The organism is Rufibacter tibetensis, assembly GCF_001310085.1.
Classification (GTDB): domain Bacteria; phylum Bacteroidota; class Bacteroidia; order Cytophagales; family Hymenobacteraceae; genus Nibribacter; species Nibribacter tibetensis.
Genome location: NZ_CP012644.1, coordinates 51,896 through 72,440 on the forward strand (window position 1 = coordinate 51,896; position 20,545 = coordinate 72,440).

The window sequence follows — 20,545 nt, forward strand, 5'->3', positions numbered from 1 at the left end:
CAGGGATTCCATGCCTCCTGCCCATGATTTACCTCTCCGCGTTGTTCCCTCTCCGTGTTTTTTCCAAAAGCTTTTTCCTGGTGTCCAGCACCTCCCTGTTCAGCTTCAGCTTCACCATCCCCATCGGATGGAATCGCCTTTTTAAGTCGATAGCTGCATACACCACAGTATAGATATCGTTTCCTTCGGGGATCAAGCACAGGGGGGTACGCATAATGTCCCACCATTTATTCACTTTGGTTTCAATGGGCCAGTAGCGGGCTTCGGACCAGTTGTAACCATCTTTAGAAAGTGAATACCCCATCATATTAGGTAGATGATGCCCCCATCCATCAGGGCCCCCATCGAATATAGCTATGTACAAACCATTTGGAAGCTGACTTACAATAGGGTTCTCTATGAAAAACGGATGCATGGATGTCACAGGATTTACGGTGGTATCCATTCTTATCCAGGGGCCTTCCAAACTTTTACCCTCCGCAAGGCCTATGAACCAGCCCTTCCCGGATTTTTTCGGGTAGTCTTTCCAGGAGGCAAAAGGGTAAGCTCCACTGTAAAACCCCAGCCATTGGTCTCCCACTTTGTAAGGGAAGAAAGAAGCCACGCCTTGCCTCCCTTCCCAGGGTTGGGAATCAAGTCCTGGTTCCATGATGATACCTGTGTCCGCATAGGGCCCTCCTATCCCCTCAATGCCCGCAGTCTTGGATTCTGCCCTCCAGATGCGGCCAAAAGAATGATTTGGCTCTATCTCTTTGTGCACCGTGTAAGCCAGGTAATATCCGTACCAACGGTTAGCCTGCTCACTGAAGACGGGCATAAACGACCAGATAGCCCCTCGCCGATCATTCATGGGATTGTCATCTTCTGTTACGGCATACTTCCCACTGGCCTGGTATATGGTAGACCGCCTCTTCCAGTGGATGGCATCCTTACTTGTCCAGTGGCCGATGCGGGTTTTTACCCTATCGTAATAAGCCTCTACCCCTATTTCACCGGCACGTTCGGTAGGAAACATATGGTAAGTGTCCCCTATTTTCACACAACGCCCACCCTCAAAGCCACCTTGTATTCCCTCCGTACCAGGCATTCCTTCCTCCACCACTGGTTTTCCCGGCCCGCCAACAACGTCAAATAATGGACTTTCGTCAGAAAAACCTTCTACTATATAGGTGGGGTTCCATTGTCTGCCATCGGGCAGTTCTGCATTGCGATATGTAAGTTGTTGGTCGGCTTTTACCACCCCTACTATTGTGAACAACCCCTTACCTTCCGGGTTGATGACATGGGTTCCTTTAGGGTAAGGAATAGCATAGACGTCAACAGGCGGCAAGCCAGTAACGGTAAGGCCGTTTTCCAGAACCAGTTGCCGGCCGCCTCCACCACTTACCTGCCGGAAAGCTTTTCTGTCCTCCCCCTGAAAGGTGCCTACCAGCACCTTCACCGGTTCCTTGAACTTTAGCCTTAGCGGTGTATACGCCCCGCTCTCATACTGCTCGGCAGGAAGTTGTACCCCCGTGAGCCCCTTTATTTCCTGTGCTACCCGCACAATGTTATGCTTTCTCCCGGAGAACACATGCCCATAGGCTGTGGTTGGAAAAGTAACATAGCCTGGAACCGCGATTTCAAAGGAGGCAGCTTTCCAGGCAGCCACCTGTGGGGTGCCTTTCCGGGCGTAAATGGCATTCTTTACGTTATCGCCCCCTTTTCCCATGCCTTCCCCGGAAGGGTTCCCCATGGCGAAAAAGAAGCAGCACGCAACGGCCGCAACGGGAAATACATATTTTTTGTGTATTCTCATGGCCTAAGCTCCTACTCTATTTCAACTTTGAATACATGGGCAATTTCGGAAGGCACACGTGTTTTCGCCGGTATGGTGATCGTTAGTCCCTGACTGGTGGCATTGAAGGGAATATTCTCAAGCTTTTTCAAACCCAGCAGGGTTACCGCCTTCACTTTCCCATTCAGATTCCCTGCTGTCAGTTGCTTCAAGCTGACCGGCATATCTTTTTGGGTGGTCATTTCCCCCTCACCGCCAGGCCAGTCCAGGAATATGATGTATACATCTTTCCCCTTTTGGGTGTAATGGACCCGCTTCCCTCCTTCGGTTTTCTCGCCACTGACCCTAAACGGGCGTGTTTCATAAATGGCTTCCCCGAAAGTCCAGAGCCACATGCCTATTTTTGTCACTACCTGTCTCTGATCCTCAGGAATTGTACCATCTGCCTTTGGCGACAGGTTTAACAGCATCTGTCCGTTGTTACTTACTATTTCTACGAGCTTATGCACAATATCCTTTGCTGTCCTGATTCCCATCCCCTCGGTATACCCCCAGGAAAAGGAGAACCCCTCACCGATTGAATAGTCACTCAGAAAGGGGCTTTTGCTGATCTGCTCCGGATTGGAATTCTCATGATCCTCCATTCCGACGTTGTAGGGGATGTCCCCTCCTTTTGAGGTGACAGTCACCTCCTGGTTTCTGGACGCTGCTTCGTTGAAGTAGTGTGCCAGGTAAGTTCTGATTTTTTCCTCATCCACCTGTTCCAGCCAGGCATCATGGTAGATCATGTCTGGGTGATACTTATTTACTACTTCCAGGCATTTATCCAGCCACATTTGCTGCCACTCCTTTTCAGGCATCGGAGAACCGTATAATTTGGCATACTTCGGGTCGGCGGCCTCCCAGGTAGGTTTCACTTTTACGTTTGTATAATTCAGCTCATGATGCAGTGAGGTGAAAAACTTCAACCCCCTCTTTCGGATAGCCTTTTCCAATTCGCCCACAATATCCCGTTTAGGCCCCATGTCCTTTGCATTGAACGGCGTTACCTCACTGTCCCACATGGCGAAACCATCATGGTGCTCTGCTACAGGACCCGCAAAACGAGCCCCCCCTTTGACAAACAAGTCAGCCCATTCCTCCGCACTGAATTTTTCCCCCTTGAATTCAGGTATGAAATCATGGTAACCAAACTCTGACAAAGGACCATACACCGCTAGATGCCGTTTATGTGTCCCCAGCTTGGCATAATCGGCTTCATTGTGCATGTGCTGAATGTAATGTTCATTGTTGTAGGCCGGAACAGCATATACTCCCCAGTGGGCATAGATCCCAAATTTGGCGTCTCTTACCCACTCCGGTACTTCATCGTGCCTTTCCAGGGACTTCCAACTAGGCTGGTAAGTGGTGGAGGCACCCTGCTTGTTTTGCGTATGGGTGAAGGTTTTTACGGCTTTCTGCGCGCAGGAATAGCTGGCCCAATGCAGGCAAAGTATTGCTGTATATAGGAATCTTGAAGTCATTGCCAGGTGATATTGTATATTTTACTTTAGCTTATATGGGCAGAGGCACTGCTGCCCCCAAGTAACTTCTGTTCAGAGGCGTCGGAAAACCAACCTTAAGCAAGCTTCTGCCCTGTGCTACCGATTAAAGGTTGCTCTATCGCGTTATCGGCAGCAGGTATTGCGTCCATCCTATCTGACAAAGCCGTTACTTTTTTAACTCAAGGCTGGCCAGAATGAAAGGACCTGTCGCTTTTGGATCGTCTGTTCTTTTTGATTCATTTATATAGTATGCATAAGAGCCATCACGGCCATCACCCAACCCGGCAACTTCACAGACCTGGTGTATGCTGATTTCCCCATCCTTTTTGACTTCTATCAGATGATCAAGTATTCCCTTATATCCTCTTTCCGCCACCTTTTTGAATTGTTTGTCCAGGTAACCCTTGTTTACCCCCTTAGCCAGGGCATAAACAAACATACTCGAAGCTGACCCTTCTAAATAGTTCCCTTCTCTTCCTCCCTGATCAACCACCTGGTACCAAAGACCTGTTTTCTTATCCTGATAAGTTTGTAGGGCCACCGATAGACGTTGTAGAATTTGCACCAGCTCCCCTCTTTTTGGATGCTGCGGTGGAAAATAATCCAATACGTCCACTATTGCCATAGCATACCATCCGATAGCCCTGCCCCAGAAGTTCCGGGACCTTCCTGTCTGCGGGTCCGCCCAGTCCTGCACCCGGCTTTCGTCCCAACCATGGTACAGCAACCCGGTTTTTGAATCCCGCAGGTGCTTCTCCATCAGAATTAGTTGCTGTGCTACATCATCAAAACCTTTTGGCTCATTGAAAACCTTGGCGTACTGCGCCAGGAAGGGCGCCCCCATATAAGCACCATCCAGCCACATTTGCCAGGGGTATTTCAGTTTGTGCCAGTAACCACCCTCGGTCGTTCTGGGCTGCCACCTTAGCTGATTCCGCAATCCTTCAATCGCTAACCTATACTTTTCATCTTTTGTCGACTCATACAGGCCGAAGAGTATCTTGCCCGAATTGATGTTGTCGATGTTAAAGGCATCTGTCCTATAAGATTTGATAGTCCCTTTTTCATCAATCATTTTATCAGCATACTGCTGCACAAGCTGCTGGTACCGCCCATTGCTGCTTTCATGGGAAAGCTTTTCAAAAGAATAATAAATCAACCCTTGTGTATAGCCCCAGGATGTATTACCAGGAAGCTCAGTCATCCATGGGTTCCTTTTCAGGACAGAGAGTGCCATTCTCTCGGACCACTTCAGGGAACGAGGACCTTCCAGGGATGAAAGGCTTGTCCATGAACTTAGCATGAACATAACAATCAGGAACAGTACTGATCTGTTTAAGTTCTTGTTTGTATTCTCCGGGCTTTTGATCATGATTGCTTCTTTCTATACTAGGTATTTAACAGCAGCGCTTCTTAGCGAGAACCGCTATTATTGAATATGTTTCCTTGCCAGGGGAATAGGATAAGGTTAACTGCTTTTCAGTGAAAAGAAATAAGAGCCTTACACCCTGCGGCTGTTTTCCCCGGCTAGCCTAATTACATATATAAAAATTGTTTTTAAATATAAAATTTATTTTCTGTAATATCAACCTGTTGTATCCTGCAGCATCCTGCTTTTTAGCATTTTCAGCTCCACGATACCTGTGCCCCGAAAATTTGAAACAGGGCCTTACCTCTAAATGGGGTATTTTTTAACTGATGGTGGCATTGCAATGTTTGTAGGCCGCTCTACAAGATATTTGTTAGTCTGAGGAAAAGCGCTGAAGGCTCTGCTCCGTGCTTTAAAACTAGATAAACACCCTTTTAGCTTAATCCTCCTTACGGGCAGTCGCTTCCTTTCCGATGATGGTTCAGGTTGTTGGGCAGGACAAAAAGGCTACTGTAAATGGGTTAGCGGAAAGCATAGGAAGCATAAGCTTTCCAGGGTTCACGCACGCCTACATAAGGATGACAATGAGGGTCTTTGGCGCAAACTCATCCTTTATTGAAGCTCACCTTTCCGCAAGGAAAAGTAAATGGCCTGAGGGGAGACACATAAGCTACCTGCCAGAAGGAACTCCCCATCGCCCACATATTTTACAAAGGGGGGCGATAGTGCATGTATAATATGGCTATACAAGCGAGAATCTAAGAAAGCAGTGATCCTGCCTAATGCACATTGCGGTACCAGGAATGAAAAAACAACACGAGCGGGGCTTGTATGGCATAGACGGCCTGGCTGTAGCGGAACCTATCGATGCATCCAAACCAAGTACCTATCCCCAAGTCAAGGGGACGGTGCTGGATTGATAGGGAACCGCATTTTCTACTGATCACTGATGCTCCCTCTGTTTCGGGAGATCGGGTTACAAACGCCATCGAGGCTATCGGGCAGAGTCTACTCTAAATTTACCATCACCTTTATCACTCCTTTTGCCGGATCAAGCCAGCTGCTAAATTCATCTTTCACTTGGTCAAAATCAACTCTGTGTGTGATATAGGTCGTAGGGTTAATCAATCCAGATTTCATAGAGGCAACCACATGTTCAAAGTCCTCACGGGTAGCATTGCGGCTGCTCATCAGGGTAGACTCACGCTTATGAAACTCTGGGTGGCTAAAGCAAATATCTCCTCTCTGCAAGCCCACCAACACATACCTTGCTCCATGCGCCATATATTGGAACCCGTTGTTTATCGCTTTTGAGCTTCCCGTGGCGTCTATTACAACAGTAGGCATATTGCCGTTTGTTATCTCTGCTAAACGTTCACCTGTGTTGTTGTCAAGAGCGTTGATAGTATGGGGTACTTTTAGCCTTTCTTTGCAGAAGTTGAGGCGATCAGTATTGATGTCCATAGCGATTACCAACCCACCGGCTATACGCGCAAACTCCATGATTCCCAATCCTATGGGTCCTGCCCCTATCACCAACACATACTCCCCTTCCTGTACCGCCGCGCGTCTAACCCCATGTGCCCCGATAGCCAACGGCTCGATCAATGCCAATTCATCAAAGCTAAGTCCATCACCATGCACAAGCGAGGAGCTGGGAACGGATAAGTATTCTACCATCCCACCATGCACATGCACACCGCACACCTTGATATTCGAGCAGCAATTAGGTTTACCTGAGCGGCAGGCAATACATTCACCACAATCAAAATAAGGAACAAAGGTTACGGCCTCACCCTTGTTAAAACCTGGCGTGTTATCAAAATCAACCAGTTCACCTGACAATTCGTGGCCCAATACCCGAGGGTATTCAAAGAATGGCTGCGTGCCCTCAAAGGCATGTAAGTCTGTCCCGCAAATACCTACCCGTTTTATTTTGATAACAGCTTTTCCTTTTTCCGATTTAGGAGGTTCGCCTATGGCATATTCGAATTGACCGGGAGTAACACAAACTAGTTTTTTCATATAAAATATCTAAAGCAATGGAGTTAATTCATTGAAATTCAACACGTGTCAGCATTGGCCTTATTCTTCCCTTTTAAAGAGATTATTTGATAGGCGGGCATTCCCGCCGAAAAAAGCAACCTGCTCTGATTGGCGGAAGGAGAGGAGACAGCCTTCTACGATGCGCGGCGCCCTGTCAATCAGCTGGGACATAGATTTCAGTTTTCCTGCCTACAGTGAAAACATCTTATGCATCAGGACCCACTTTTGCCCATCCACCGTCCCTGGGATCCCCTGCTGGTATTTCCACATCAATTGCTCCCACTCCTGTACTTTCTCGTTTGCCTGATCCATCGCTGCTTTCCGCTCAAAGCTGAAGGAGCTATTTGTCTCCATTATCATGAATAGCCGATTGCTGATCCGGTAAATTTCCATCTCTACTATTCCTGCAACCCGCAAACTCTCTTTGATTTCAGGCCAAACATCCTGATGCCAGCGCTCATATTCTCCTATCAGCACTGGGTCTGTTTTCAAATCCAGTGCCAGGCAATACCTGTTCTTGCTCATGCTTTATATTTTCAATGAGTTAGCCTACCTTCTGCATTCACCTGCACGGAAAATTGCTTTGCTACTGTACCTATAGGAGAGGCAAGCCTCGCCTCCGGTTTCCGGATTCACTGTCCCCTACGATTGGTTCTACACCGCTGCCGTACCCGTTGTAGGTCGCAGGGATGGGGAAAAGACCCTTAGAACCCAACCTTTCTTCATTCCTGTTAAGTATAAAAAAGCACCTCAGGAATTCCTTCAGCACCAACAAAGAACAATCCTGGTTACTGTTTGCCTAGACACTTACAAAAGGCACTGTCCGGGAACCGCCACCTGAATAAATCCCTCGCTTTGACTGATTCCTATGAAATTTCAACTAACAAACTTGTGTCTGGTTATGATGTTTCAGGGCACCGGTTGACTTCTTAGCATTCCAGGTAAACTCGATTGCCTGCAGAAGAGAGATTCGCCCTGGATCAAGTTTCCCTCTTTTGTGCCGCATCCGACAAACCCATTTACTAAATTTTGGATCCTCCGGCCAGTTTGCGGGAACACGTGTATGCCCGTGTTCCTGCTTAAACCTTACAAGACGATCGTACATGTCATGCCATGGAACCACCGTTTTACGAATCAGTGTCCAATTAAAACCGAGCTTATCCAACAGCTCGATCTTCTGGGGGCTCAGTTCCGCCTTGCTTGATTTCACCTTGTATACCCAGGCGGCCAGTGGCTGATTGGGTTCCCACTGACTTGGAACTTCCGTATGGGCAAACTTATCTCTGAAGGCGGCTAAAGCATTATACATCTTCATCCAGTATTCCTCCTGGAGGCTCCAAGGGAAAAATATCTCATTTAGAAGGCTTATGCGATCCTGTGATAGTTTTCCCTGATAGAAGTGCCTCCGCTGCCAACAGGTCCATCGCTGTAGCGTCGGGTCTACCTTCAAAGACACCTGACAGGAGCCATATACCCGCTTATGATCTTTCAGCTTTTCATAATTAGCAACCCATTGAGCATCATAGGCAGCATTCAACTGGCTTTTCGCATCCCTGCTCCACACAAAGCCTAATTCATCCAGCTTCTTCTTTTTACTTAAGTCAAGCTTGCCTCTTGCTTCCAATGTTCTTTGGGTACCTACCCATGTACCGAGTGTTTTATTCTCTTTGTAGTTGACGGGCACAAAGCAATGCCCATGCTTTTGCTGGTAGGCACGGAGCTGCGTGTAGATACTGTCCCAGCATTTCTCCCTATCGCCCTCACAGCTCCAGGTAAAGTCTATTTCATCAAGCCGCTGGACACGTTCTACAGACAGCGAATTGTTTTTCCTGGCAAGCCTTTGCCTTTCAATCCAGCCTACTAGCTTTTCATACTTGCCTGGAACTCTGCAGTGGCCATGCGCCCGGTAAAAAGCTGTCAGCTGTTGTAAGAACATTTCCCACCGGGACGCACGTACGGCCCTTATGTCCCAAACAAACCCCAACTTGCTGAGCTTTTGCTCTCGGTCTTCCCGCAGTTTATCCTTCTTGCGCATCCGGCGCTGCACTAATACCCAAAGGGCAAGCTGTTTATCTTTCGGCCAGTTCTGAGGTACGCGGCAATGGCTGAATATATCATGAAAGTCTTTTAGCCTCAGGTACATTTGCTCCCACTGGTAGTCCCTGCTTATAAACATTCCCCAATCCACCCCAAGGCGGTCCAGCCTTTGAAACTGATTCTGTGCCAGGAGCCGTTTACCTATAACCTGCCGTATCAGCCAGTCTTTCAGGTCTTCATGCCTTTGGTCGGAGGGCAGACACACATGACCATTCTGCTGTGCATAGCTGGCTAGCTGCCTGTACATGGACTCCCAGGTATGGCCCTTCTCTTCAAAGTCGATGTCTAAAGCGGATAGCTTACTTCTCAGTTCAGGAGGGAGCATGTGCCTGATGCGGCCTTGGATGTATACCCACTTCTTTAACTCATCCTCAACATCCTCGGCGGCAGGTTTATTTCCCCTGCTGTAGGCTTTGCATTCATGATAGTTTTGATACCATCTTTCAAGGAACTCCCCATTGAAAAGAGCTTTGTCCAAATTTGCCATAGCACATTCAATTTTATCATTGATTACGGATTATCATTCTCCATTACACAGCTTGACTCCCTAAGCATCAGCACCTTGAGAAGTTCTAAGGACGCTCCTTTTTTCTGGAGAGCATACTCTGAAAGACACGGGCAGCGAAGAAGCCATCCTGTAAAAACAGCAGCTTGCCCAAGCCTATCCTCTTACCTTCTGTAAGAAACAGAACTGCCCTAATCCGAACCTCGGATGACAGGAGAGTAGACAAAGGATGCTGATCGAACACAAAGGTTAGGTATATTCAAACTTAAATACGTTATTTAAGTATAAATATATGTTCCGTATAGCAGTCTACTGTCCTGCACTATCCTGTTTATAAGAATTAGCAGAAATATTTATCTCGGATATCATCAGGGGCTGTTTTACATGCTACCCTCTTGGACAAAGCCAGAAGCCGTAATCATGGCAATAAAACCGGACCTACAATCAAAGAGGCAGCTTTTGCCAAAGACAAAGAAATCATTAACCGGATCCTTTGAAGAGTTGCCTCTTGAAATCCAAATCCCTGTAACATGTTCCTTTTTTCAGCTAATACCTGGCCTTGATGTTGAAGACAACCTTTCTATCTCGACACATGGGTAGTCAAGCCACCGGTCATAAAACACTCCTATGGTCTTGTAGCTGGTTGAGGACAAAAGGGGAAAGCAAACCATACCCATCATGATGCAAGTCAGATCCTATGAAGATGCCCGAAACACAGGTTTGATAAAGTCTTTGCTAAATAGTTTGCCAAAGGAGGTGTTTATGAGGTAGCAGTGGTTTTCCTCCCATCCTGGAAGCTGCGATGTAATGCAAAAAGGCGCAATACCCTCAAATCGCCAGTACAAGCAGCACCTAATCCTTTTGCTTTCAATTCTGAAATAGATCAAATCATCAAGGCCTGTTATCCTAAATTTCAATTGGTACTTTTAACATGAAGTAGATCATGAAGCCTCACCTGCTCAAAGTTGACACAGACCCCACCGGTTCATTTAGTGTACGTCAAAATAAAATCCCGTACATGAACAACAGATTACACTACCATCCAGAGGTTGAGATTATTCATTTACATAAAGGAAGCGGAATGCAGCTTGTGGGGGACAGCATCACGCGCTTCAGTCCTGGTGATATTGTCTTGATTGGGGCAAACGTACCCCACTTTTGGAGATATGATGAATTGGACCTGTGCGACAACAATGATGCAGTCGCATTTTCCACTGCCATCCATTTTAGGGAGAACTTTTGGGGAGACCGTTTTTTGAATCTACCGGAGACTAAACAGTTGAAGGTGTTGCTGGACAAAGCCAAAAGAGGGATTCTGATAAAGGGCAAGACAGGACAAAAGGTGAAAAAGCTTATGAGCAGGATTCAACACTCCACAGGTGTTCATCGGATGCTAGCCTTATTGGAATGCCTCTCAGTGATTGCGGAGGAAGATGGGCTTCAACTGCTTTCTTCCTTTGGGTTCATGACAGACCTCTCCGACACTGAGAGCGAACGCCTCAACTTGATATACGAACATACCCTCACGCACTTCAAAAGAAAAATACACCTTGAAGAGATTGCCGGTATTGCAGGCATAATCCCTAATTCGTTTTGCCGCTACTTCAAAGAAAGGACAGGTAAAACTTACACCCAGTTTCTTACAGAAATACGGGTAGGTTTCGCCTGCAAACTAATTATTGCCAATAAAATGAGTATCAAGCAACTATGTTATGAGAGCGGCTTCAACAATTTCAGTTGCTTCCATAAGAACTTCAAAGGAATCATGGGCAAAACGCCGCAGTCTTACCAGAATCAATACATCCGAACAGGACTTTGACACCCAATTAACTAAACTGTCTTCCTTGTTTTAGCTTTGATCCGAAAGGAAAGGCCCCTCCGACTTGGATTGATTTCATACTTCCTTCCCGACAAGGCTTCTTGGCTAAGAAGCCTTTTTTACATGCTTTACTTATTGGAAAAGCATTATGCAGACCTTTTTCCCTAACAAAGTGGCTGACTGCCCTGGAACACACCAGCCTTGCCGAGAAGTAGGGATTCCACTATGGCACAAGCCACGGCACTCGGTTTCCCGGCAGGCGGGGAGTTGCCAACACTGGCACCTGCATTTGGAACATTTTATTTACAGGGGCTCCCACTCCAAGAGTCAGAGCATTTGTAAGCCACGGGGAATGGATATCCCTTTGCAGTCCCTTCCACGATTTAAAAACCAAAAGAAGTAACCCTGCTGGTTTATCAACTTAACGCTCTGTCTAAATGTACATAGCCACCATCCACATGAATCAATTGCCCTGTAGTGTGGCTTGACTGTGGGGAGAGCAAAAAAGCAACCATGGCAGCAATCTCTGAGCAAGTGGTCATCCTTTTTTCAAGAGGTATCTTCTCAATGATTGACTTTAACTTGGTTTCCGGATTGTCAAAGGTGCTGATCCAGCTCTGGTACAAGGGAGTCCATGCCTCAGCCACAATCACTGCATTCACCCTGATGCTGTAGGGTAGCAGCTCTACGGCCCATTCCCTTGTCAGGGCGTTCCTGGCACCGTTGGAAGCGGCGTACGCAGAGGTGCCTCCCTGCCCTGTTTCCGCTGTCTTGGAACCGATGTTCACAATGGCTCCTTTGGAGGCTTTCAAAGCCGGCAGCGCATGGTGCGCCAATAGGTAGTAATGGATGACGTTCTTATGGAGGGAAGCCACAAAGCCTTCATAACTGCCATTCTCCAAACCAACCCCATCGTTGACCCCGGCGTTGTTCACCAAGCCGTCTATCCGCCCAAACTGCCGCAGCACCTCCTGGACAGCCTTCTCACACTCCTGGGGTTGCGAGAGCTCCGCCACAAACTGGGCAGCCCTGCCTCCACTACTTTCCACCTCCGCCACCGTAGCCAGGTTGTCCTGTTCGTTCCTGCCCAGAATAACAGGGGTTGCGCCCTCGGCAGCCAATGTTTTCACAATCCCCTCCCCAATGCCTTTGGCACCACCAGACACAATGATCACCTTTTCCTGCAATCGTAAATCCATGGTTTGTCTCCTATGTTAAATGATAGAATGATGCGGCATTGCCCCCCAGAAGGGCAGCCTGCTCCGTTTTACTGAAGGATGAAAAATACTCCTCCACTATGCCAAGTATCTCCCCATATGCCCCCGCCACAAGGCATACTGGCCAATCTGAGCCGTACATGAGACGTTCCACTCCGAAAGCTTCCACTGCACTCTCCAGATAAGGGATGAAATCGCCCTTGTTCCAGTTCCGCCAGTCAGCCTCAGTCACCAGGCCCGATACTTTGCACCACACATTTCCATATCTGGCAATTGATTTTATATCCCTCTTCCACTGCTCCACTTCCCCGCTTCTGATATATGGTTTGGCAAGGTGGTCAATCACAAAAGGCTGGTCAGGGAAAGCCCCGACCAGGTCAGCCGCATACACCAGCTGGTCAGGGTAGATCAGGACATCATAGGTATAGCCATACTCCCTCAGGTGTGAAATCCCCCTTTTGAACTCAGGGCGTAACATAATGGCCCTATCAGGATCCCCCTGAAGAATATACCGGAACCCTTTCAGCTTTTCGTGATGGGTATAAGATGCCAGGCGCTCCTCTACATTCTCTGCCATAAGATCCACCCACCCTACAACTCCCTTGACAAACCCATGCTGTTGGGCAGCCTCCAACAAAAAGGCATTTTCATTTTCGGGTTGGGCAGATTGGACAAGCACGCACCCATCAAATCCGTGCCGCTTTAAGACAGGCTCCAAGTCTTCAGGCAGAAAGTCGCGCTGGATAAGAGACATCTCCTCAGTTATCCAACTGTCACGGATAGGATCAAATTGCCAGAAATGCTGATGTGCGTCAATCCGCAGCATAGCCTTTGACTTCTTGTCTTGAAACCCCCAAACCATCAATTCCCAATTTCACCACGTCACCAGGCTTCAGGTATACAGGTGGGTTCATCCCCAACCCTACTCCCGCAGGTGTGCCTGTTGTAATCATATCGCCAGGCAGCAGCGTCATGAATTGGCTCAGGTAAGAAATAAGAAATGGTATCTTGAAGATGAGGTTGGAAGTATTCCCATCCTGCCTACTTTCTCCGTTCACCATTAGCCAGAGGCGTAGGTTATTTATATCTCCCAGCTCATCTGGGGTGGCCAGGAAGGGCCCTACCGGCGCAAAGGTGTCATTACTTTTGCCTTTCACCCATTGTCCGCCACGCTCCAGTTGGAAGGCGCGCTCGCTGTAGTCGTTATGCAAAACATAGCCAGCTACATACCCTAAGGCTTCTTCCTCTGAGATATAACTGGCTTTTTTACCGATGACCACTCCCAACTCAACCTCCCAATCCAGTTTTTCAGATCCTCTTGGAATAATCACTGGGTTATTGGGGCCGCAGAGGGCAGAGGTTGCCTTGAAGAAGACGATTGGCTCTTCTGGTATCTTTGCATTCGTCTCATGGGCGTGGTCGGCGTAGTTGAGCCCAATACATATGATCTTGGAGGGACGTCCGATGGCTGAGCCTAAGCGGACATCTTTGGGAACCTCAGGCAAATGGCTTCTATTTTCCTGTATGTACTGCTGCAGGCGTTCCAACCCGTTACTCTGGAAAAAAGCCTCGTTGTAATCCTCGCCAAAGGCAGATACATCATACTGAATATCTCCCATAATAACACCCGGCATTTCATGGCCTTGCTCACCAAATCTGAATAGTTTCATTTTAAATTACTTGATTCCGATGTATTGACTTTAGTTGTTTAGCTTGATAAAGCCTCCGTCGATGGGATAGTCACAGCCGGTGATAAACCCTGCCTCTGCAGAGCAAAGGAAAAGGGCGAGTGCGGCCACCTCTTCCGGTTTTCCCATTCGTCCGATAGGTTGGGTTTGGGAAAGCTTATGAAACATTTCTTCTTCCTTGCCTGGGTAGTTCTTGGAGATGAAACCATCCACGAAAGGTGTATGCACCCGGGCTGGTGACACGCTGTTGCATCTGATGTTCGCGGATAGATAATCTTTTGCCACAGACATGGTCATAGCATGAATGGCCCCTTTGCTCATGGAATAAGCAAACCGATCCGGGATACCTACATGGGAAACAATGGAGGCCAAATTCAGGATCGCCCCTCCTCCTTGTTCCTTCATCTTCACCACAGCCGACCGCAAACAATTATAGGCCCCTTTTACATTTACTCCATAGATTCTATCTAAATCTTCCTCCGTGGTACCCTCCAGATTTCCCACATGGGCAATACCGGCGTTGTTTACCAAAATATCAACCTTCGGGATATTCCCAAAAACAGCATTCACCTCCTGTTGCTTGCTTACGTCACAGCTGTACGCCTCAACCTTTCCCCCCGCTTCCTGTATCTCTGCCACCGTTTCCCGGGCTGACTCCTCCCGGAGTTCCAGTATGTGAACCTCCGCTCCCTGGCGGGCGAAAACCACGGATATGGCCTTGCCTATCCCGCTTCCCCCACCGGTTACAACCGCAATTTTTCCTGTTAACTTAAACATCTTGTCTAGTAAAATTAAATAAAGAGAAACCCCGCGTTTCCGGAAACAAAAGCGCAACCTGGCCCAACTGCATAGCATAGCCTTGGTATCGTATTCTCCGCTGACTAGGCCTATGACATACTCCGGGAACTCCTCCCCAAATCCCTGCAGAGTCTTTTCACCACGGACAATGGGCCCGCAACCAGTTCTATGATATAGGGAAGCCGTTTAGCCCAGTTTGTATTGCCTGACAACTTCACCACTCGACAGATCGGGTTGCCGGTGGGCGTTCCCAATCCAGTGGCAAACAGTATCGCCTTACATCCTGCCCCAGCCAGGCCGGTAGTGGATTCCACATCATTGCCAGGCGTACAGAGTAAAGAAAGCCCGAACGTACGCACATACTGCCAATAGCCCAATACATCTGCCACAGGAGCGGTACCTCCTTCTTAGGCAGCTCCCGCAGACTTGATGGCATCCATGATCAGGCCAACTTTGATATTCCCGGGGAAAGGTTCATGTCTTCCAGATCATGGGCTAAAATACCCAGCCATCCTGATGCATCTCGGTAATCTAAGAATTTTGCAGGATGCTGTAAACAGGCGTCTTCGTGGTATCATCGTCTTTGGCTCTCTGTCTAGCCGACTCGAATCTACCTGCGCCCAGGGCATACAGGGCTACCACCATGAAGCAAGCCAATGGCACATAGAATGCCACGCTTATCTCCTGGGTCAGGTCAGAGAAATATCCTTGAACAGAGGTAAGCACAGCACCACCTAGTATAGCCATAATAAGTCCCGCACCGCCAATCTTTGTATCATCACCTAAGCTTTCAAGTCCCATCCCATAGATGGTGGGAAACATTAGGGACATACATCCAGAGATTCCGATCAGCGCATATACCCCTACCAGACCGCTACCGTAGATAACCACAAGCGTTAGTGTGATCGCAGCGGCGGCGGTCACCAATAATAGGGTTCTCGGCAGGATGTATTTCATAAGCGCTGTAAATACAAACCTACAGACCATGAATAAAACCAGAGAGTATATGTAGTAGTTGGAGGCGGCCTCCTCATTCAACTTCAACTCCTGCATGACATAGCGGATTGAAAAAGACCATACGCCAATTTGCGCCCCTACATAAAAGAACTGAGCCACAACCGCCCAAACATAGTGTGGCCTTTTTGCCAACCTTCTGAAAGTGGGAAGAAGATCCAATCTGGAATCGGTATCAGATGCTTTGGGCATCTTTGTTACTTTGACCAAGATCCAAAGGACAACCATGCAAAGTGCAACTCCCACATAGGGGGCCATCACTGCCTCCAATTCATCTAACTGCACGGCTGCAAGCTTATCCGGATCCATCGTGGCGCGCTCTTCAGCGCTAAGTTGTTTGAGCTGGGACAAAATGAACACTTTGCTCAGTAATACCCCTGAGATAGAACCTATGGGATTAAATGACTGAGCCAGGTTCAACCGCCGGGTTCCGGATTCTTCTGGCCCCAACGCAATGATGTAGGGATTTGCCGCTGTCTCCAGAATGGACAGACCACCGGCCAATATATACAACGCCAGAAGGAAGAATCCATAGGACATAGTAAGGCTGGCAGGGTAAAAAAGCAAGGATCCCAGGATGAACAGCCCTAACCCTACCAAGATGCCCGTTTTATAGGTGTACCTTTTAATAAGGATAGCAGCAGGCAAGGCAAGGCAGAAATAAGCCCCATAAAAAGCAATCTGTATCCAGGAGGTTTGGAAATCAGACATACTCATGATCCTTTTAAAGGCGGCAAGTAACGTATCTGTCATGTTGTTAGCCAACCCCCACACAAAGAAAAGACTGGTGATAAGAACAAACGGCAGAACGCTGCCTGATCTAAAAAGCGAAACTTCCTTATTGGCTGATTCCATTTTCTTTGTTCTTTAGTCTTGTATCAAAGGATAGATGAGAAGGAGAGGTTATTTTCCAGACACATCAGTTTCATGCAGCATCTTTGTGGATAGCTTTGGAAAATAATCAATGTTATCCTCTACCCTCAATCCCTATGCTTATTCTTACAAAGAAAGAGAATTAAAGCCTTTCAAAATTCTGACTTATTAGCCATTTATTAAGCTATTTTAACATTAACAGCTTTATAAATATGATTTTCTTCAATAAAGCACTTATTAGAGGACAATTATTAAAAAATTATCATCCTAGTATAAAGAAGTGCTTCTACCCCCCAAAGCTGTATCCCAACACCCTTTTTTTAAAAGAAAAGCGCAACGGTCAAAGGTGTCCTCCGGCCCTTCTCAATCCTTGAGCATTGTCACTTTATACCAGTTTCCGAAGGCACTGCAGCCCTGAGGTAGGGCTTATCCCTAATCCCAAGCAGGAAGGAATGCAGTTTACAGGCGACAGCATTCAACGCTTTACATCAGGGAATTTCCTGGTGATCAAGGCCAACAGATTCCATCGTTGGAAGTTTGACGAAGCTTACTTCGAAGTGACTCCCGCAGATGTAAGGTCCGTGCATTTTTGCGAAAACTCCTGGGAGCGGTTTTCCTTACATGCCAGGACACAACCTTTTGCCGGTTACCTTCCGGAGGGAACAGGTTGGGATACATTAAGAAGTTTAAAAGCTATTTAACAGAAGATAAGGTGAAGTCTGCAAGCTGTAAAGCAGTGTTCCCCACATCCTGAAAAGAAGATCAGAGTCGGAGTTTCTTGGTTTTATTTTTCAAATAATTCCCATTGAAAATGGATTGGAGGGATGGAACCCCCATAACAAGGCACAGGAAAGATAAAAGTGCCCTTTTTAAAGACGAAACAGCTCCAACTGTCCAGCCTGGCAGTAGCGGCTGTTGAACATTGGTTTGAGCACGCGGATGTAGTGTTTCTCCAGCTTGAGCACGACGTCCTTGTCAGGGTACTCTTGAAGATAGATGATGGAGTCATCGGCGCACTTGTCCCGGTGCTTGACGATCCGCCAGAAGATGTTGCTGGTCTCCCCCACGTACACGCAGGCCCCGGCAGTAAAGATCAGATAGAGGAAGTACGACTGGTTGTCCCTGACATAGCGAAACTCCTTGAAATTCCTCAGGACCTCTTCCCTGCTGTATGTAGAAAAATCTTCTAACCTCATGTAGCGCTTCTTGGTGGCACCCTTAAGGTACGCATAAATTGAATGTTCAACAAAAATGGATCCCATGTACCTGCTTCTCACTCCCATTTTTTTTGAGAGCTCCCGGTACTGGTTGGCGGCGTAGCTGGTGCTTCGCCCACCCGCTGCCCCTTTTACGAACTCCCCATTGCTGTAGGCCTGATTTGCGTAGCTTATTGGAGCTGTTCTCCGCATGTAGGAGGGGATGGTAATTGATATAAGGAAGTCAGAAAACATCAAGGTTGCAATGCTAAGACAGGAACTGAATAGATCCCTGTACTTCCCTCACCAGTTCATAATCCAACTTAACTATTCCAAAGAGCTGGAAAGTCCATAAATAACACCACGGGAATGCCTTATTGCTTGCCACGTACCGTAACTTCCCTATTCTGCTCCCACGGCCAATAAATTCGGGTATAATTCCACAGTCTCACTCACCTCATCGCGCACTTTCCGGAAGTTCGCCTGCACAATGGTGCTTTGTATTTCCGCCCCCTGGGCCATCTCATTGCGGTCCGTGAAATGGGAGAAGGGCTCCAACGGCGTCCGCTCCCTGGGGGCATCCTCCCGGGAGATGAAACCCTGGAAGAAAGGAGTATCTGTCTCCACGGTCTGGCCAATGAATTCCCCCTGCCCCAAGGCGATGGCATCCTGGATCCGAACCAGGTTACGCTCCTGGAAGCTGACGCTTTGGCCGCGGTTACGGTTTCGGCGCCCCTGCCCGGCCGTGCTGCTCCCTTCGCTAAGGGACACCATCTCCTTTTCCTCACGGCCTACTACCCTGGAGATCAGCTCCGCTGTTTCCATATTGTTCACCTTGCCGATAAACCAGTTATTCAGATTACTGACCATCACCTGCATTTTCTCCCGCCCGTAGCTGTCCACCATCTGGCTCAGGTCCTGGCTCATGTAAACGGTGGCGATTTTATTGCTTCGCGCCGTTGCCGGAATGACTTCCAGCCCTGGCACGTAAATGGTAGCTGCCTCGTCCAGAAAAACGTAGCTGGGGTGTTTGCCTTGCTGGTTCATCAGCTTCAGGGCCACGGTAATGATACAGCTGATCACCGGGGAGAAGGAATCCTTCAATGTGGGGTCATTGCCGATACACAGCAGCTTCGGTTGCGCGGGGTCGTTGAGGTTGAGGGAGAACCCCTCCCCCCTCTCCTCGTCCGGGGTTAGGACCCATACCATCTCCGGGCTGTTTATCCGGGTCAGGATGATTTGCAGGGTGGCGACTACCCCGGCGATTTGCTTATCCGCTTTCGATTCCACGGCTGTGATCAGGCTTCTCACCAAATCCCCGCATTCCGGATCGGTATCCAGCATGCTCAGCACATGCCTGTAATCCTTGTGCAAGGCTGTGGCAACCACATGCGGGATGGTGCAGTACCGAGGGTAGTTCTTCCGGTAAAACCAAATAATCGCAGTCAGGAAGGCTATTGCGCTGGATGAGAAAAACTCCCCGGGATTACGGATAGTGCTTGTGTTCAGGTTATGGACGATGGCCCGGCTGTACTCCTCGGCGAAAGCGACTACCGGCATATCCTCCGCACGCAGGGGATTGACACGCTCCGTCCGCCCCAAGTCCCGAAAGTTGATGACATGCAACTGCACTTCCGGGCTTCCCCCATCTTGCCGGGACTCGTCTTTGGCGATGGTCCTTTTTATACTGGCCATTGCCAGGGCACGCTGCGCCACCTCAGCCAATACCGGAAACTTGAAATCATAGATGATCCCCGCCAGGTTCTTCTCGGCGAATTGCTCAATAATCGGTTCCCCTATACTAAAGGACTTCCCGGCACCGGCACCCCCTAACACCAAACTCCCCCGGAAAGCGTTGGGCACGTTGATGAACCCGCCATCCAGGGTGGGAAGCGAAAATCCATTCGGCGAATCCATCCTCTTCCTCGCGGTTGAGAGACCGAACTCAGGCGACTTATTCCTCGCGATCACCCACCCACAAACGAAGCTGCCGCCAACTGCCCCAGCCAAAGCAATGGGGTACGCGTAGGTGATAAATGGAAAGCTGTAATCTGAGATGGAGACCAACACGTACGCGCAGAGGGAATAAACCAATGCGCTGAGCAGAAGGGTTAGCTTCCTGACCCTGTTTCCCAAAGGCTTCCTGCGGGGCTGGCCCGGTCTCCTGGCTGAGGGTTTCTGCACCGACAACAAGGATAGGGAGGCAACCAATACTGCACACCGTATAGGGGCACCCACTTTGTCATAGAATCCTGCGGCTCTCAAAAGGAGGCGGTTCATTAGGCGCTGTTTCCTTTCCCGCAATTTGGGTTTAGGATGGGGCACTGCGTCTGCATCGCGGGGGTGAAGGCTCTCTTTCCGGCTCCTTATCTGCTTACCTGTGGGTGAATCTTTTCTCCCGTACTGCGGAAAAGCCTTTTCCTCGAGCCGTGCCTGGTAAACGGCATGAGGATGGGTTAACATATAATACTCCCCAAGGACAATTGAAAACATCAGCACTGCCAGCCCTAAAACTAAATTCTGGGCTTGGTTTGCCAGTGGTTTAGCGGATGGAATGTTCATATCAGAAGCGTTAGCTCCAGCGATTCAACTTGTAGATCCC

Annotated in this window: 15 protein-coding genes; 1 reads left to right on the top strand and 14 read right to left on the bottom strand. The window is 48.4% G+C overall.

Annotated features, from left to right (window positions below; translation table 11 throughout):
• Window positions 1-28: 28 nt before the first annotated feature.
• The 6 genes from DC20_RS21500 to DC20_RS21530 all read right to left on the bottom strand — a co-directional run bounded on the left by DC20_RS21500 (window position 29) and on the right by DC20_RS21530 (window position 9,320).
• A complete protein-coding gene (locus tag DC20_RS21500; protein ID WP_245652381.1) occupies window positions 29-1,735 on the bottom strand; it encodes a glycoside hydrolase family protein in 1,707 nt (568 codons plus the stop codon).
• Between the two features lie 74 nt (window positions 1,736-1,809).
• On the bottom strand, window positions 1,810-3,300 hold the full coding sequence (locus DC20_RS21505) for an alpha-L-fucosidase (protein WP_062546103.1): 1,491 nt from the start codon (window positions 3,298-3,300) through the stop codon (window positions 1,810-1,812).
• A 187-nt stretch (window positions 3,301-3,487) separates the two neighbouring features.
• Window positions 3,488-4,693, bottom strand: coding sequence for a glycoside hydrolase family 88/105 protein (locus DC20_RS21510; protein ID WP_062546104.1), 1,206 nt, complete (start codon window positions 4,691-4,693; stop codon window positions 3,488-3,490).
• Between the two features lie 1,005 nt (window positions 4,694-5,698).
• A complete protein-coding gene (locus DC20_RS21520) occupies window positions 5,699-6,715 on the bottom strand; it encodes a zinc-binding alcohol dehydrogenase family protein (RefSeq protein WP_062546106.1) in 1,017 nt (338 codons plus the stop codon).
• Window positions 6,716-6,925: 210 nt separating this feature from the next.
• Entirely contained in the window at window positions 6,926-7,261 is a 336-nt protein-coding gene (locus DC20_RS21525; RefSeq protein WP_062546107.1) for an L-rhamnose mutarotase, read from the bottom strand.
• Window positions 7,262-7,616: 355 nt separating this feature from the next.
• On the bottom strand, window positions 7,617-9,320 hold the full coding sequence (locus DC20_RS21530; RefSeq protein ID WP_062546108.1) for a helicase associated domain-containing protein: 1,704 nt from the start codon (window positions 9,318-9,320) through the stop codon (window positions 7,617-7,619).
• Between the two features lie 1,036 nt (window positions 9,321-10,356).
• On the opposite strand from DC20_RS21530, the gene DC20_RS21535 reads away from it, so the two are divergent.
• The gene (locus tag DC20_RS21535; RefSeq protein WP_316934529.1) at window positions 10,357-11,157 is read left to right on the top strand and encodes an AraC family transcriptional regulator; all 801 of its coding nucleotides are present in this window, start codon (window positions 10,357-10,359) and stop codon (window positions 11,155-11,157) included.
• Between the two features lie 416 nt (window positions 11,158-11,573).
• Here DC20_RS21535 and DC20_RS21540 read toward each other — a convergent pair whose 3' ends face one another.
• From DC20_RS21540 to DC20_RS21575, 8 genes are all read right to left on the bottom strand, one after another.
• Window positions 11,574-12,356: an L-fucose dehydrogenase gene (locus tag DC20_RS21540; RefSeq protein ID WP_062546110.1), complete on the bottom strand. Its 783-nt coding sequence runs from the start codon at window positions 12,354-12,356 to the stop codon at window positions 11,574-11,576.
• A 10-nt stretch (window positions 12,357-12,366) separates the two neighbouring features.
• On the bottom strand, window positions 12,367-13,200 hold the full coding sequence (locus DC20_RS21545) for an amidohydrolase family protein (RefSeq protein ID WP_083470474.1): 834 nt from the start codon (window positions 13,198-13,200) through the stop codon (window positions 12,367-12,369).
• Window positions 13,187-14,044, bottom strand: coding sequence for a fumarylacetoacetate hydrolase family protein (locus DC20_RS21550; protein WP_062546111.1), 858 nt, complete (start codon window positions 14,042-14,044; stop codon window positions 13,187-13,189). The genes DC20_RS21545 and DC20_RS21550 overlap by 14 nt, the downstream gene beginning before the upstream one ends.
• Window positions 14,045-14,074: 30 nt before the next feature.
• A complete protein-coding gene (locus DC20_RS21555; protein ID WP_062546112.1) occupies window positions 14,075-14,839 on the bottom strand; it encodes an SDR family NAD(P)-dependent oxidoreductase in 765 nt (254 codons plus the stop codon).
• Window positions 14,840-14,949: 110 nt separating this feature from the next.
• Window positions 14,950-15,249, bottom strand: a complete 300-nt coding sequence (locus DC20_RS22500; RefSeq protein ID WP_071885673.1) for a UxaA family hydrolase — start codon at window positions 15,247-15,249, stop codon at window positions 14,950-14,952.
• 142 nt (window positions 15,250-15,391) lie between these two features.
• Complete coding sequence (gene fucP / locus DC20_RS21560; protein WP_062546113.1) at window positions 15,392-16,729, bottom strand: L-fucose:H+ symporter permease; 1,338 nt, start codon at window positions 16,727-16,729, stop codon at window positions 15,392-15,394.
• Window positions 16,730-17,616: 887 nt separating this feature from the next.
• Window positions 17,617-18,156, bottom strand: coding sequence for a GIY-YIG nuclease family protein (locus DC20_RS21570; RefSeq protein ID WP_169788223.1), 540 nt, complete (start codon window positions 18,154-18,156; stop codon window positions 17,617-17,619).
• Between the two features lie 189 nt (window positions 18,157-18,345).
• Complete coding sequence (locus tag DC20_RS21575) at window positions 18,346-20,505, bottom strand: TraM recognition domain-containing protein (RefSeq protein WP_062546116.1); 2,160 nt, start codon at window positions 20,503-20,505, stop codon at window positions 18,346-18,348.
• Window positions 20,506-20,545: the final 40 nt, after the last annotated feature.

Excerpts from the sequence above, each read along its gene's own strand:
- fucP (WP_062546113.1), bottom strand. The coding sequence starts at position 16,729 with ATGGAATCAGCCAATAAGGAAGTTTCGCTTTTTAGATCAGGCAGCGTT.
- DC20_RS21575 (WP_062546116.1), bottom strand. The coding sequence starts at position 20,505 with ATGAACATTCCATCCGCTAAACCACTGGCAAACCAAGCCCAGAATTTA.
- DC20_RS21555 (WP_062546112.1), bottom strand. The coding sequence starts at position 14,839 with ATGTTTAAGTTAACAGGAAAAATTGCGGTTGTAACCGGTGGGGGAAGC.
- DC20_RS21550 (WP_062546111.1), bottom strand. The coding sequence starts at position 14,044 with ATGAAACTATTCAGATTTGGTGAGCAAGGCCATGAAATGCCGGGTGTT.
- DC20_RS21520 (WP_062546106.1), bottom strand. The coding sequence starts at position 6,715 with ATGAAAAAACTAGTTTGTGTTACTCCCGGTCAATTCGAATATGCCATA.
- DC20_RS21570 (WP_169788223.1), bottom strand. The coding sequence starts at position 18,156 with ATGCGGAGAACAGCTCCAATAAGCTACGCAAATCAGGCCTACAGCAAT.
- DC20_RS21525 (WP_062546107.1), bottom strand. The coding sequence starts at position 7,261 with ATGAGCAAGAACAGGTATTGCCTGGCACTGGATTTGAAAACAGACCCA.
- DC20_RS21500 (WP_245652381.1), bottom strand. The coding sequence starts at position 1,735 with ATGGGGAACCCTTCCGGGGAAGGCATGGGAAAAGGGGGCGATAACGTA.
- DC20_RS21540 (WP_062546110.1), bottom strand. The coding sequence starts at position 12,356 with ATGGATTTACGATTGCAGGAAAAGGTGATCATTGTGTCTGGTGGTGCC.
- DC20_RS21505 (WP_062546103.1), bottom strand. The coding sequence starts at position 3,300 with ATGACTTCAAGATTCCTATATACAGCAATACTTTGCCTGCATTGGGCC.
- DC20_RS21545 (WP_083470474.1), bottom strand. The coding sequence starts at position 13,200 with ATGCTGCGGATTGACGCACATCAGCATTTCTGGCAATTTGATCCTATC.
- DC20_RS21510 (WP_062546104.1), bottom strand. The coding sequence starts at position 4,693 with ATGATCAAAAGCCCGGAGAATACAAACAAGAACTTAAACAGATCAGTA.
- DC20_RS21530 (WP_062546108.1), bottom strand. The coding sequence starts at position 9,320 with ATGGCAAATTTGGACAAAGCTCTTTTCAATGGGGAGTTCCTTGAAAGA.
- DC20_RS21535 (WP_316934529.1), top strand. The coding sequence starts at position 10,357 with ATGAACAACAGATTACACTACCATCCAGAGGTTGAGATTATTCATTTA.